Genomic DNA, 13,205 nt, shown 5'->3' with positions numbered 1-13,205 from the left:
GAGGGCTGCAATGCGACAGTCCATGTCGAGCCCGCGGAACCGCGACAAACCCCCTATTGACCGGCTTTATTGGCCTCGAAGGTCAATGCAGCTTGAAATACGTGCCCGGCTTCCGTTCGAACCTCGATAGCAACGTCCGGCCGGTCTTCCTGACCCACCAAATCGCGGGCCAATCCCGCCAATGTGTGAGCCGCCTCCATCTCGGCCTCACGTTGCGTTGAAAACTCTATTCCGTCTTCGTCCGGGTAGAGCTCCCGATCGTCTCTGATATCGAAGAAATATCGGATCATCATGAGCGCCCTGTTGGAAAGATGTCTGCGCCAGCGCGAGAGGCCCGAAAGCAGGTCCAGGCCTTCAAATTACATTGGCGGCTGAAGTCCCGGAGAACTGAGCCACCTGTTCACCTCCAGGGCAACATCGATCTGCCGGGCCTTCTGAAGTAGTTCGGCGAGCCGGACGCAAACAGGCATTCCTTGAGCCTGCTGGCGCAAATTGATCGCCTCTTGAGTGAGACGGTATTCGAATGTCGAAGATTGAGACTCGCTACGAACCTGCACGGCTTTCTCCCTTGAATGGGCGGGAGCGCGACAGGCGTTCTCATCACCGATGGTTGCCTCGGGTGGGGCGGTGACGACCCCAACATATGTGCGCGAAGGCACTCCGACCAGACATGATTGAAGAAATGTTTTTGGACAGCCTCACGGCTAGTCGAGTACTCCAACTGGAGCGGGAGACCCAGTCGAGATGGAGGTGTCTGTTCTCACAGGCAGCCTCAATGTTTGGTGCTCTCACTTCGATAGACGATCGATACGCAGAAAAGCCGTTCAGTCATCGAGCGCACTTCCACCGCCAAATCTGGACGACTGCCTTTGAACACGGACTCTCTGGCGATCCCGGTCAGCGTTTGCATCGCTTCAACTTCAGCAGCCTTCTGATTGGGCAGTCGTTGTCCTTCCTCGTCGGCGAAAAACTCGCGGCCACTCTGGATGTCAAAGAAATAGCGTTCCATAAGAGCACTCCAGTTCCGTGCAGGCGGGAGCGCTCTCGGTCTCTCAGTCACCGACGCCTACGGGACAAGCCTCGGCCGGTGATCGGAAGACAATACGCCAGCTCTAACTTGGTTGCCAGAGATTCCGGGGCCATCCGGGTCTAAGCAGCGGCAACTTGGACAGGCTGCCTCCGTAAGCGCCGCAGAATCGAATTCGAGCCATCGGGCATCGACCACCATCACCTGACTTGGTCAATGGATTGTTCCGACGACAAGACTATCAGACCGGTGGCTGTAATTCCAGCGAATGCGCCCATTCATCCAGGTGACAGGCGACATCGGCCTGACGGGCCTTCTTGATCAGCGCATCCCTTTCTGGTCCCGGCGGGAGCTTGGCGGCCTGGTCAAGAACCTCTTTGGACCACGCTGTTAGTCGCTCCTGCAACGTGAGTTGTTGTTTGAAACGACGTCGGTTCTGCATGGCGTTCATCTCCAAGTTGATGTCGACAACTGGCGATCCGCTCCGGGCGATAGCCACGGACTCACGATGAACATAACGCTACAAAACAGATAGGTTCAAACCATAACAAAGATCAACGTGACCGAAAAAATCTGGCGCAAGCCGCACACAGCAGCTCTCCGTTCTAATGCATACTCAATCTACTTTGCTTACTCGCAAGAGCGGCCTAAGTCGTTGCAGGCATACTGAACTCAAAAATTGTCTCTTTGCCGCTCGAGACGGCCTCAAGCGTCCCGTCATGGGCTCGCGCAATCTCGGATGCGATGTAGAGGCCGAGACCTAGACCTTGCTGGCTGGGACGATCGCCGCGGGTGTAAGGCAGAAACAGGCTTTGCATCGCCTTATTCGAGATCGGCGTACCGTAGTTTGTCACCCTGAGGGTAAATCTTCCATCCCCCGTCTTCGCCGAAACAATGATTGGCTTGTCGATGTCGCCATAGGTGATCGCATTCCCGAGTAAATTGGAGAACAATTGGCTGATCTTGATGCGGTCGCATCGAACCAGCTCGTTCAGGGCAATATCGGTCTCGATGTTAAGGCTTGGCCACGCCAGACGCATTTCGTTGACAACGTGCTCGATCACGGGGGTAAGCGGCTCGTTTGCGTCGGGCCTGATCGTCAATCCGCCACCGAGGCGGCCGCGGGCAAAATCCATGATGTTGTCCACCAGACCCGCCATTCGCATCACGGATTTCTGGATTGATGCGACGATGTCGGGCGCTCGCTCGCTATTCGCATTTTTGAGGAGAACGCGCATGCCGCCGGCTATTGACGCCAGCGGATTGCGGAGGTCGTGTCCCAGGACGCCGATAAACTGCTCGCGCAGCTCCGACGTCCTTCGTTCGTCAAGCAGATCGGCTCGGGTGCTTTTCAGATCCGCTTCGGCAGACTGCCGCCCCACCTCACTGGCCAGCAGGCTTTGCGACCTCGCGGCAAGGTCGGCTTGAGAGCGCTCGAAGCGCTCATTGAGATCGAGTTGCGCAGCGATCAATTCTCCGAAGAGCCGAACGCTATCAACGATCTCAGGTCGATCTATTTCTCGCGGTCGCGGATCGATCGCGCAGAGCGTGCCCCAGATCTCTCCGTTCGCACGCTTGATCGGAGCCGAGATGTAGCTTCTGAAACCATACATGCGCGCCGTGGGGTGATTGCAAAATCCGGCATCCGTCTCGACGTCATCGATGACGACCAGTTCGCCATGGTCGCGAATCTCATTGCAGATCGTCGTTTCGACGCGAAGCTCGCTCCCTTCCACGAGGCCGAAATCGATGCTGTCACGAACGGCACAGCACAACCAGCGATCGCTGGTCACTCTGGCGACCGCTACAAAGCCCATGCCCGTCATTCGGGTTACGGCATCCAAAATCTTCGGAACAGCGTTGATTTGCTGAACAGCAATGATGTCGGCGCTGAGGTCGGTCATCATTAAACTATAGTCAGGGAGCATTCGGGTTCCAAGGCCAACGCCCGAAGAGGTGAAACGTTCTCGGAACAATGCGAGGCGGAGGCAGTTACCTGTCAACCTCCAGAGTAAAGTACCCGATTCGGTGGCTCACAAATTCCTTGTTTTGATAGTCGAGGACGAGTTTCTCATTCGCCTGAGCGCGGCTGAGATGGTGCGCGAGCTGGGCTTTGAGGTTGTAGAGGCCGTCGATGCGGATCATGCAATCGAGCTCTTGGAGACCACCGCCGACGTCGCGATCGTATTTACCGATATCCAGATGCCCGGCTCGATGGACGGCCTGGGACTTCTGGCCATTGTTCGCAACCGTTGGCCTCCGATCGCACTGCTGGTGACTTCGGGCCAGGTAGAACCTGCCGTCGAGGATCTTCCCGCCGGAGCCCGCTTCCTGGCCAAGCCCTATGTGCAAGGGCAACTCGGCCAGCATCTCCATGCTCTCACCGGATGATGGCCAGCCGCCCGTCGCGTTACGCGCACCAGCGATGGAAGTACCTGGAAGTAGAAGCGCCTGTCGAGGGGTTCGCGTGCCCACCGGCGAGCACCAGCGCAGGACGTTGTCATCTCCAACCGGCAAGGGATACGCATTTGCCCACCGACTACTCGACATTGGGTTTCTTTCGATCGAAGGAGCTGTCAAGGTGCGTTGAGCTGCGGGTAACGTTCCGATGGAAGGTTCCATCGGGGCGTAACCGAGCAGAACGACGTGAGTGTTCGCGGGGCGGCGGCGGCGTTTGAAGGCGCTGTGTTTCGATTTCGACGCGGCGCCTGCGAAGGTTTCGACTATGGTCAATCATGCAGCGTGCTTAAAGCGTCTATCTGGGTCAGAAGGACAGCTTGCACTCTTGCCTTGGCGGGAGCTCCCAATGCTTGGCGAAATTGGCTTCCGCATAGGCGTGATCGTACTCGGGACTATCCCGGTCGTGTTGGTGATCGCCGTTTTTTGGAGGTGAACCCGCCCGATCCGGAGACGCAATCGACTGCCAATCTACTTTCGGCAGCAATGGGCCAAGATTGATCTGGCTCGGTGGTAAGAAGACTGCTATAGGATGGGCATCACCGCGCGCTTCGTGGCTGTTATCGGTGACTGAGAGCTTTGCGCTCCCGCCTCAACCCAGTGAAGGCGGTAAGATGTCAAAATCCGACAAATTCGAAATCCGTGAGTGGCTTGTGCCGCCGCTATTGGTGCCGGTCTTCCTCGCACTGCTGATTGCGGTTGTGGCTATTCTGTAGCTGCAAGCGGTTCAGTCACCATGCGTTCAAAATGCAAATCGAATGCCTGGAGCTAGTTTGGGCCCCATGGGAGCCGATAGTGGCAAACACTGCAATCATCAGGGATGCCTACGGCGTTCCGGCAATTTTCGTTGGCTCGAAAACAGGCCGGGACGATGCGCCTTTTGTTTTCGTGAGCGTCGGAGGTGAGGAGCGCCGGATGCGCTGCTCGGAGTGGGATGCTCTTCCAATCTGGACCGGCGAGCGTCCTTCTTGGGTCAACAAAGGTGGATCGTGACGGGACCTTCAGTATGAGCAGAACTCGATCCGGTATGCGGACGGCGGCGCTCCTGCTCGCGTCGGGCTTAAGCACATCTGCGTTAGCCGCTTCCGTAGCGGAACCGAATTGCAGCGCGATCGAGAGCACCAGTGCCCGCCTCTCCTGTTACGATGCGGCGTTTCCGCCAAAGGCCAAGAAGCCCGCCGAAACCGATAGTGCCTCGTCGTCAGGTTACAAGGACCCATTCGTTGCGGAAGAGGCCCGAACCGCCGCAAAGCTGAAGAACATTTGCCGCGGTTGCTGAGCTTCGCCGACCGAGCGGGCGTGTCCGATCATGTGCGCTCCAATTTGAGGGTCCAATTTGATGACGAACGAGGATGCAAGAGGTCGTCGGACGGGCCGCAAACGAAGGCGAGCCCTTCGTTTGGCGGGTGCGGTGCTGGATGACAGGGCCGACAGCCCCGCGAGCTCGCAGGAGCACCAGATGCGCAAGCAGTGTCTTCTCGACGGGCCCGCGGAGTTTAGGGAAGTTCGAGTCGATCGTTCAGAGAAGACTTCAAGCGATGCTGAGTAACCAACATTTCTCGCTGTCTACGTGTTGATTCGTCGCAGAGTGATGACGGTGCATGGAACATCAGGGTATTGAGTATACGGTGGTCCAAACGATCAATCCACCTGGCTGGAAATGGTCGTTTGAGCGAGCCGGTCGGTCATCGAAAACAGGGATCGGCTTCAATCGAGCAGAGGCTATCATCACAGCTCAACGTGCCATCATCCAATGGCTCAGGGAAAAGCAGCTTCAATCAAATACGCTCGGTCTGCGACCTGCCGATTCTTGAATTTTATCTTTGACCTCGGGCGTTGCCACTCGATGCCGATGAACCTTAGGGCGACACGTCGGGACTAACCTTTATCGGGATTTTACTCTCACCCTCCCGGGGCTGGTGATCCGCCGCCTGCGCTTTATTTAAGCGGGCGGCGTTTTTGTTCCTTTGTCCCAAGCGACGACTCTCTGACAGATGTTTGGGTTTGCTATCGGCGCATCGCCATATGTTGCGCTGGGATATGGCCCACGCGGAAATGCCCCCCGAAAGCCGCCATCAACGCCATTGCTCCCCGGCGCTCATGCTGTTCAGGCAAAATTAGGCTATCATGCACCGCTAAGCTAGGGACGCCATCCCGCATCAACCCTTGCATGGCAGCAACGATAACGCGGCTCTCATCAAACATGAGATCAGCCCAAGTGCGCGCTCGTCCATCCTTGAGCGGCAGGCCCCACTGTCCGAGAAGCGGGTGGTGAGAAGAAGCCAAGCATACGAAGCCGGATGACTGGTCCAACAACGTATAGGCCGGCGTCCCCCGGTATCGGCGCTGACAACGGGCGATCTGGAGCACGGACTGCGGATGGATGATCCGGCCACCTTTGAGGATCCTCCACCATCGCAGGTTTGGCATCGGACTTCTTGGCGAGTGAGCAAAACGGTACAGCGGCGGAACTCTGGTCAGTCCATTGTTGAGGATGTCGCAGATTTCCCCGCTCTCAACGACTCGCTTCCCAACCATCCCCAATAGCCACAGATTTGTTCGCGACGACTTTTTTGGGGGCTTTGAGTTCCCTCCCCCTGAAGATCCAAAGTTGGAATTTGACCAAGCTCGCACTCTGGAAGACCCAATCCGGTCAGTCATCTGGTTTGGCTGGATCAACGGAATCTCAAGCATTGAGAAGTGACCGAGATGCCGCCCACTCTCCTGATAGAGCGTCGGAGATGCCGCCACGGCTCTGCGATCAATGTGGCGTGTCGATGAGGCATCTGGCCGATCTTCGCAGTGTTGGCGCCCGCCCAGCTCGTTGCGATAATTGCAGCCACGTCGCTTCAGAGAATCGTGAGCGCGTCCGGCAGTCGTCGGGGACGGCTTATGTCTGAAGAGTGATGCGAACTGAGGCATCACGGGGCTCCATCTATCCCTCGATCAAGCCACGCTCATAACAGGCTTTATCGTAGGGAAAAACGACCGCCGGATCTGGTCTCTGGAGACGACGGTGCTTTCCCGGATAGTTCAGCCGCCACAGCACATCGCGTATGACATTGAGCCGCGCATGTTCCTTGTCACCAGCCCGGACCACGGTCCAAGGCGAGGTGACGGTGTGCGTCCGCTCCAGCATCTTGTCCCGTGCTTCGGAATAGGCCTTCCAATACTTCTGCGCCTTGGCATCGATGGGACTCAGCTTCCACTGCTTCAGGGGATCCCTTTGGCGGTCGGCGAGCCGCCGCTTCTGCTCTTGTTTCGAAATATCAAGGTAGTACTTGAGCAGAGTTATCCCCGAACGCCCGATCATTGCCTCGAAGGCCGGCACGGTCTCCAGGAATTCTTCGGTTTCCTCCTTGGTGCAAAAGCCCATGACACGTTCAACTCCGGCACGGTTGTACCAGCTTCGATTGAAAAGCACGATTTCTCCCGCCGCGGGCAAGTGCGGAACGTGTCCCTGGAAGTACCATGAACACTGTTCCCGGTTGCTTGGCGGGCCCAGCGCCACAACGCGGGTATCGCGTGGGCTCAGATGTTCGACAATCGACTTGATCATGCCATCCTTGCCGGCGGCGTCGCGACCTTCGACGATGACAAGGATGCGTTGGCGGCGATCAATCACGCTGCGCTGCAGCTTCACGAGCTCGATCTGCAGCCGGACCAGCAGCATGTGATATGTATGGCGGCTCAAATCTTGCGGAAGCGGTGGCCGGTTCTTCATGGCGCGTTCCTCCTGGTCGCCTCGGGTTTCGGTCATCTGGAGCGACATTTGCATAGCCTCATCAACTCGGCCACACTTCCCGAAGGGGACCACCGGATAACGGGCCTGGCCGTAGCTGCGCCGATCGGAGCTTTCCGTTGACGACGCTGAAGGTTCTTTACACGACGACCTATCGATTCAACGAACATGGCGCCTGTTGCCGCACCGCTTGATGCTTCGTCCGCGCGAAAGCCGCGAGCTTCGTTTGATTTCGAGCAGCGTCACGGTGACGCCGCATGCGGACCTGACCTGGGCGCACGATGTGTTCGGCAATACGATCGCGACGGCCACGTTTCAGATGGCGGCTTCCAACCTGGTGATCGTCAACACCGCGGAGCTGCAGCTCGACGCAGTTGCGTGGCCGGTGTTCGACATCGCGGTCTCGGCCATGGCTTACCCATTCCGCTATTCTGACGACGATTGGACCGATCTCGGCGCCCTGTCCTCCCCTCAATTCCCGGACGGAGCAGGAGTCCTGAAAAACTGGGCACAAATGTTCGTTCGAGGCAGCCAGACTGACACGCTGTCGCTGCTAAAGGACCTCAGCGTCGGCGTTTCCGAGGCTGTTCGGTATCAGAGCCGTGAGGATGAGGGCACCCAAACGCCAGTAGAAACCCTGAATCGTGGTTGGGGATCATGCCGGGATTTCGCGGTCTTATTCACTGAAGCAGCACGCATGCTCGGCTTCGGAGCCAGGATTGTCTCCGGCTACCTTTACAATCCAGAACAAGGCGGCGTCGGATCGACCGGTGCGGGATCAACCCATGCGTCGGCGGAGGTCTTCGTACCGGGAGCCGGCTGGATCACTTTCGACCCGACCAATCGCAGTCTCGGGGGCTTCAATCTGATCCCGGTCGCGGTCGCGCGCGACATCCGGCAAACGATCCCGGTATCCGGCAGCTTCGTCGGCAGCACCGGTGCCTTCCCCGGGATGTCCGTAGAAGTTCTCGTCACATCCTAGCGCGACGCAATGGAGCTTCGGGATGGCAAAATCCCGTCCATTAATTTGTCGTGAATGAGCAACTTTGACCATAAGCTCGAACTGCACTGCGGCACGATATCCTCATCACCGCTGCATTCTCGGCATCCATCGGTGAGTGGGAGCGTGTTGCTCCCATTTGGTCTTGGGAAGAGCATCATGCCCGACATTCAGCCCGCTAAATTTCAACCCGTCGCGTTGTGGTGCCGCTTCGAACTGGCGGCAGGCGCGCTTTCAGACGAGGAGTTCTGCGCGTTTGATTTCCCGGGATGCAAGCGATGCCCGAAGGCGCAGCGCCCTATCCGGACTTAGGAAGTTCGGAGAATCCCATGAATTCGGAGGCATTGCGCGGATGGATCGAACGTGCCTCCCGCGCAAAAACGTCGTCTTTCGCTCCAATCAGCGAGGTCACCCATGGAGGAATACATTCACCTACAGAACCTCATTTTATTCAAGAAACGTCTTGCAGAGCCGCACAGTGACGCGGAGCGCGACGTGCTCTTGAAGTTGCTGGCGGATGAGGAGGCGAAAGAGCCTCAGCCGAAAAGAGGCGTTCTCTTGCCGCGTTGAACCGCATCAAGGAACGGCGTACTTCAAATTCGAGAGGATACGACTATGAACCACCAGATAATAAAAGGCGCGGTTGCCGTCGCGGTCTTCGGTGCGGCGATGCTCGGCTCGGTGCTCCCTTCGGGGGCTGCTCCGATCTCGCCGAGCACGAGTCTTCCAGAGCAAGCCGCTTCTTCATCCGGAGTGACAGAGGTCTACTACCGACGTCACTACCGTCGCGGCTACTACGGCGCTCCGGGGGCCGCAATCGGTCTTGGCATCCTGGGTGCTGCGGCTGGAGCCGCTGCCTATGGAGCCTACGGCGAGGGCTATTACGGGCGGGGCTATGCACCGGGCTACTACGCGCCAGGCTACTACGGCGGCCCGTATCCCTATCGCCGCCAATACTACGCCCCGTATTGAGCGCACGAGTGACGCTGTTCGAGTGCGACGGTCTATATCATAGACCGTCGCACTCAATGCGGTTGCGAGCTAATCAGGGGACCGATGTCATGATTGACGAAGACGCGTCAGGCAGTTCGGGCCGACCTCCGGGCGTGATTTTTCAGGATCCGGAACAACGCCTGCCTGCTGCGGAGCTGACGGATTACCGGCTCATCGCGGTTCGATTGCGAAAGGCGCTTGCGAAGAGCGAGGCGCGGCTTCTTCAAAAGGACGAATTGATCCACAGACAGCAACTATTGAAGGAGGAGTCCGACCATCGGCTGTTGAACGATCTCCAGATGACCGACCATCAGCCTGCTTTCGCTGCAGAGCCGCAATTCGATCAATCCCGAAGCGGCCTCACAATTGAGCGCGGCGGCCAATCGGGTCTTGATGATTGCGCGCATCCACCATCGCGTTCATTCCTTCGAGGGCGTGAGAACAATTGAGTTCAAGAAATTCCTTCAGGATTTTGGACGCGAATTTTCTGCGATGTCATCGTCGGACACCTGCAACGGAAAAGTTAGCGTCGAAGGTAGTCAGATCGATCTGCCTGCTGTCACCGCCATTCCGCTCGGCTTCATCGCCAACGAGTTGATCACGAATGCGGCAAAATACGGCAAGGGCCAGATCGCCATCAGGCTGGAGCCGGATCCGGAACATGGCTATGCGCTGTCCGTCTCCAATGATGGCCCGGCTTTGCCCCAGGGCTTCGACCCCTGCGCAAGCAGAGGGCTGGGAATGAAAATTGTTCGATCATTTATCGATCAGATTGGCGGTGAGTTGCGGATCGAGCGGGGCGCCGACGGTCAGGGCGCACGATTTACCGTGCTGTTTTCTGCAGCGGTCGTTCAGCCGCTTTCGCCAAACGCCGCGACCAGTTGACGCGACGGTCAGATCCTTACGTCCAGCCCGAGGAGCCGCATAATGTCGATCGGACTTATCATCATCATTGTTCTCGTCATCTTCCTGCTTGGCGGCTTCAGCGGCCGCTTTGGCGGCTACGGCTACGGCTATGGCCACGGTGGCATGGGTGTCATTGGTACCATCGTGGTCATCCTCCTCGTATTGCTGCTGCTGGGTCGGCTTTGATCCTGTATGTGAGGGCTGCGTTGGCCCGGCGTTCTCCCGAAGATCTTGTCGGTGGCGACGACATGTTCCGTGCAACGACCACCATTTCCCGGTTAAGGTAATCTGAAAGGACCGGGGAACCCGCTTGAGCCGCTTGGTCGTCGTCTCCAACCGTGTCGCCTTGCCGGGAGAAGCTGCGCAGCGCAGCGGCGGGCTCGTGACCGGCCTCGTCGATGCTCTGCATCAGGCTGGAGGATTATGGTTTGGGTGGAGTGGCAGGCTAGGAGAAACGGCACCGGAGCCGAATGTTTTCGAGACCGAGGGCGTGACGTACGCCACCGTCGATCTTAGCCGCGCGGATTATGACGGCTACTACAGCGGCTTTTCCAACGCGGCACTGTGGCCTCTATTCCACTATCGACTCGATCTCATGAACTTTACCCGCCGCGACTTGGCCGCCTATCGACGGGTGAACGCACTGCTCGCCAACGCCCTGGCGCCGCTGCTCAACCCGAGTGATCTCGTCTGGGTGCATGACTATCACCTGATCCCCATGGCCGAGGAACTTCGCCGCGCCAGGACCACACAACGGATCGGGTTCTTCTTGCATACGCCGTTTCCGTCTTTGGGGGTAATGGCGACCCTTCCTCACTGCGACGACCTGCTGAAATCACTCTGCGCCTATGATCTCGTCGGCTTCCAGACAACGGAGGATTTGACCGCGTTCCATGACGCCATCTCGCGCCGTGCAGGCGGCAAGATTTCGACCGATGGCCACGTTCACGCTTTCGATCGGGTTCTACGCGCCGGTGCCTTCCCGATCGGTATCGATACTGAAGCCATTGCCGAAATGGCCAGTGGCGCTGTGAAATCCCGAACGGCGCGCCGGCTGCAGGAGAGTCTCCGGGGGCGCCAGCTTATCATTGGGGTGGACCGGCTGGATTACAGTAAGGGGCTCGAGCACCGGTTCAAAGCATTCGCCCGCTTTCTCGAAGCCTATCCCGCGTACCGCAACCATGTCCGCTTGCTGCAGATCGCCACCGCGACGCGCAGCGAGGTTCCTGAATATCGTGAGCTGAGGCAGAGACTCGGCGCGCTGGCGGGAGATGTGGCCGGACGCTTCGCGGAACTCGATTGGGCGCCAATCCAGTATCTGAACAGGAGCTTCTCCCAGCGCTCGCTCGCTGGGTTCTTTCGGCTCAGCCGCGTGGCTCTTGTCACTCCGTTGCGCGACGGGATGAACCTGGTCGCCAAAGAGTATGTCGCTGCACAGATCTCCGACGACCCCGGCGTGCTCATTCTCTCGCCCTTTGCAGGCGCAGCCTACGAACTCGACGCTGCGGTGATCGCCAACCCGTATGACCCCGAGGCCGTCGCCGAAGCATTGAAGACTGCGCTGGAAATGCCACTTGAAGAGAGATCCGAACGTTGGCGGGCCATGATGGCGGTCCTCCGCCGCAATAGCATTACGGCGTGGCGCGAGAGTTTCCTTGGGGCCCTCGGCAACTAGCACTACTTTGGCAGATTGTGTTTTCGCGGCTGTTTTTCACGGATTTTCTTTCGGCAATATGGGCACTGCTGAGACGGCGGCCGAAGGATGAGATCGACGATGGCGTGACGTACGGCTGGCATGGTTGGCTGAGGCGGAGGCCCGTTGATTCTTTTTTTTCCGCCCCGCGTATGCGAGGCGACGATGTTGCAGGAAGGCGTAGGCAATCATTGTCATCAAAGCGTGGCGATGAAGACCTTGCCAAGATCGCCCTTCGAAGTGATCAAGTCCAAGCTCCTCCTTCAGCTGCTGATGCGCCTGCTCACAAATCCACCGTGCCTTGATGGTGGCGGCCAGGGTGCGCAGATCCGTCGCAGCCGGAAGATTGGCAAGATAGTATTTCTTCTCCCGGAGGTACGTTGCTCGCCAATGAGCCAGGCTTCGTCGCCTGGGAGATGCTGCTGACCTTTATCCCATATTCGCTGCGGAGGGCCGTCGGCGGTGCGGACACGGAGAGCAGCAAAACGAGCTTTAAGCCGACCTTTCGTCCCGCTACGCCAACTCACGGTTTCCCTTTTGGCGCTGGCCAGCATTTGTTCTGCGGCAATCGATAAGATATCGAGCACGTGGTGCTTTCGTGGCTTGCCACGGACTTTGGTGATCGGCCAAATGAGCTTCACATCGACCGGATACACTTTCTGGTGCCGAGGGATACCGACAGCCCAGGTCAGCCCGCGCTCTGTTAGCCCTTGGCGAAACGGTGCGCTGAGGCCGTATCCCGCATCCGCCAGAACACATCCAAAGCGCATGTTGGCTGCCATCGCGCGGTCAATCTCGGCCAATGCGATCTCCGGCTTGGACCTTGGCGTTCGGTGTTCGATTGGCACGCGAGCGCGCTTCAAACGAGACATGTCGCCTGTCCAGCTGTCAGGCAGAAAGAGACGTAACGCGACCATCACTGGCACTTCGCCGCGCGCAAGCGTTAAAGACACCAGCGTTTGGCAATTTGCAGTCTTACCGAGAGCCGACGCGTATTGAGCCGCAACACCGACCGATCGCTCACCTTTCTTCGGCAGTGAGGTGTCATCAATAACGAGCACCGCATCCCTGCCGCCACAAGTCGGTCCGCTTGGTTGAGCAACTCCGTCTCCAGCGACGTCGCATCCCAGACACCGTCCGCAATAAAATGGTGCAACTGGTCGTAGTTGCTCGTGGCAAGGCGTTCCGCCATTGGCTGAACGCTCTTGCGATCGCCCGGACCGATCAATCCCGCAACATACAGAGGACACATACGCTGCCGGGCCTTATGACCCAGCCGGTCCAAGAACGGCATCAGCCAGCGTTCAAGTTCGTCTTCCCATCCCGGCATGGTCAGCCCTCCAAGAGCCGACCACCCATGAATCATTGAAAAATTGATTCGGGAATC

At 58.1% G+C, this 13,205-nt stretch carries 13 protein-coding genes and 2 pseudogenes; 9 read left to right on the top strand and 6 right to left on the bottom strand.

What is annotated here, in order from left to right:
- Positions 1-53 precede the first annotated feature (53 nt).
- From HAP40_RS37015 to HAP40_RS37000, 4 genes are all read right to left on the bottom strand, one after another.
- Complete coding sequence (locus HAP40_RS37015) at positions 54-293, bottom strand: DUF6894 family protein (protein WP_414645361.1); 240 nt, start codon at positions 291-293, stop codon at positions 54-56.
- Between the two features lie 479 nt (positions 294-772).
- Complete coding sequence (locus HAP40_RS37010) at positions 773-1,009, bottom strand: DUF6894 family protein (protein ID WP_166812015.1); 237 nt, start codon at positions 1,007-1,009, stop codon at positions 773-775.
- Between the two features lie 259 nt (positions 1,010-1,268).
- Positions 1,269-1,469, bottom strand: coding sequence for a hypothetical protein (locus tag HAP40_RS37005; RefSeq protein ID WP_166812017.1), 201 nt, complete (start codon positions 1,467-1,469; stop codon positions 1,269-1,271).
- A 205-nt stretch (positions 1,470-1,674) separates the two neighbouring features.
- Positions 1,675-2,934 carry a GAF domain-containing sensor histidine kinase gene (locus HAP40_RS37000; RefSeq protein WP_246741207.1) on the bottom strand — a complete coding sequence of 420 codons (1,260 nt, stop codon included), beginning with the start codon at positions 2,932-2,934 and terminating at the stop codon, positions 1,675-1,677.
- Positions 2,935-3,055: 121 nt separating this feature from the next.
- On the opposite strand from HAP40_RS37000, the gene HAP40_RS36995 reads away from it, so the two are divergent.
- Positions 3,056-3,418: a response regulator gene (locus HAP40_RS36995; protein WP_246741208.1), complete on the top strand. Its 363-nt coding sequence runs from the start codon at positions 3,056-3,058 to the stop codon at positions 3,416-3,418.
- 861 nt (positions 3,419-4,279) lie between these two features.
- On the top strand, positions 4,280-4,477 hold the full coding sequence (locus tag HAP40_RS36990; RefSeq protein WP_014491587.1) for a hypothetical protein: 198 nt from the start codon (positions 4,280-4,282) through the stop codon (positions 4,475-4,477).
- A gap of 1,942 nt (positions 4,478-6,419) precedes the next feature.
- Here the strand turns inward: HAP40_RS36990 and ppk2 are convergent.
- Complete coding sequence (ppk2, locus tag HAP40_RS36985; protein WP_349259200.1) at positions 6,420-7,256, bottom strand: polyphosphate kinase 2; 837 nt, start codon at positions 7,254-7,256, stop codon at positions 6,420-6,422.
- An 89-nt stretch (positions 7,257-7,345) separates the two neighbouring features.
- On the opposite strand from ppk2, the pseudogene HAP40_RS36980 reads away from it, so the two are divergent.
- The 7 genes and pseudogenes from HAP40_RS36980 (at position 7,346) to otsA (ending at position 11,800) form a co-directional block, all read left to right on the top strand.
- Positions 7,346-8,208 (top strand): annotated as a pseudogene (locus tag HAP40_RS36980) (transglutaminase family protein).
- Between the two features lie 432 nt (positions 8,209-8,640).
- Entirely contained in the window at positions 8,641-8,796 is a 156-nt protein-coding gene (locus tag HAP40_RS36975) for a hypothetical protein (protein WP_166812023.1), read from the top strand.
- Positions 8,797-8,841: 45 nt separating this feature from the next.
- Positions 8,842-9,198, top strand: coding sequence for a hypothetical protein (locus HAP40_RS36970; protein WP_166812025.1), 357 nt, complete (start codon positions 8,842-8,844; stop codon positions 9,196-9,198).
- Positions 9,199-9,287: 89 nt separating this feature from the next.
- Positions 9,288-9,668, top strand: coding sequence for a hypothetical protein (locus HAP40_RS36965; RefSeq protein WP_166812027.1), 381 nt, complete (start codon positions 9,288-9,290; stop codon positions 9,666-9,668).
- On the top strand, positions 9,586-10,104 hold the full coding sequence (locus HAP40_RS36960; protein ID WP_246741209.1) for a sensor histidine kinase: 519 nt from the start codon (positions 9,586-9,588) through the stop codon (positions 10,102-10,104). The genes HAP40_RS36965 and HAP40_RS36960 overlap by 83 nt, the downstream gene beginning before the upstream one ends.
- A 42-nt stretch (positions 10,105-10,146) precedes the next feature.
- Positions 10,147-10,311: a DUF3309 family protein gene (locus HAP40_RS36955; RefSeq protein WP_166812031.1), complete on the top strand. Its 165-nt coding sequence runs from the start codon at positions 10,147-10,149 to the stop codon at positions 10,309-10,311.
- A gap of 124 nt (positions 10,312-10,435) precedes the next feature.
- Positions 10,436-11,800 carry an alpha,alpha-trehalose-phosphate synthase (UDP-forming) gene (gene otsA / locus HAP40_RS36950; RefSeq protein WP_166812033.1) on the top strand — a complete coding sequence of 455 codons (1,365 nt, stop codon included), beginning with the start codon at positions 10,436-10,438 and terminating at the stop codon, positions 11,798-11,800.
- A 36-nt stretch (positions 11,801-11,836) separates the two neighbouring features.
- On the opposite strand, the pseudogene HAP40_RS36945 reads toward otsA, so the two are convergent.
- Positions 11,837-13,184: pseudogene (locus HAP40_RS36945) on the bottom strand (IS701 family transposase).
- Positions 13,185-13,205 lie beyond the last annotated feature (21 nt).

Source organism: Bradyrhizobium sp. 1(2017) (assembly GCF_011602485.2).
Taxonomy (GTDB): domain Bacteria; phylum Pseudomonadota; class Alphaproteobacteria; order Rhizobiales; family Xanthobacteraceae; genus Bradyrhizobium.
The sequence above is the reverse complement of the archived record's forward strand: the minus strand, read 5'-3'. Positions and strand labels throughout refer to the sequence as shown.

What these genes read in the sequence shown, in the direction of transcription:
- HAP40_RS36970 (WP_166812025.1), top strand. Translation starts at nt 8,842, where the DNA reads ATGAACCACCAGATAATAAAAGGCGCGGTTGCCGTCGCGGTCTTCGGT.
- ppk2 (WP_349259200.1), bottom strand. Translation starts at nt 7,256, where the DNA reads ATGTCGCTCCAGATGACCGAAACCCGAGGCGACCAGGAGGAACGCGCC.
- HAP40_RS37005 (WP_166812017.1), bottom strand. Translation starts at nt 1,469, where the DNA reads ATGCAGAACCGACGTCGTTTCAAACAACAACTCACGTTGCAGGAGCGA.
- HAP40_RS36955 (WP_166812031.1), top strand. Translation starts at nt 10,147, where the DNA reads ATGTCGATCGGACTTATCATCATCATTGTTCTCGTCATCTTCCTGCTT.
- HAP40_RS37015 (WP_414645361.1), bottom strand. Translation starts at nt 293, where the DNA reads ATGATGATCCGATATTTCTTCGATATCAGAGACGATCGGGAGCTCTAC.
- HAP40_RS36975 (WP_166812023.1), top strand. Translation starts at nt 8,641, where the DNA reads ATGGAGGAATACATTCACCTACAGAACCTCATTTTATTCAAGAAACGT.
- HAP40_RS37000 (WP_246741207.1), bottom strand. Translation starts at nt 2,934, where the DNA reads ATGATGACCGACCTCAGCGCCGACATCATTGCTGTTCAGCAAATCAAC.
- HAP40_RS36965 (WP_166812027.1), top strand. Translation starts at nt 9,288, where the DNA reads ATGATTGACGAAGACGCGTCAGGCAGTTCGGGCCGACCTCCGGGCGTG.
- HAP40_RS37010 (WP_166812015.1), bottom strand. Translation starts at nt 1,009, where the DNA reads ATGGAACGCTATTTCTTTGACATCCAGAGTGGCCGCGAGTTTTTCGCC.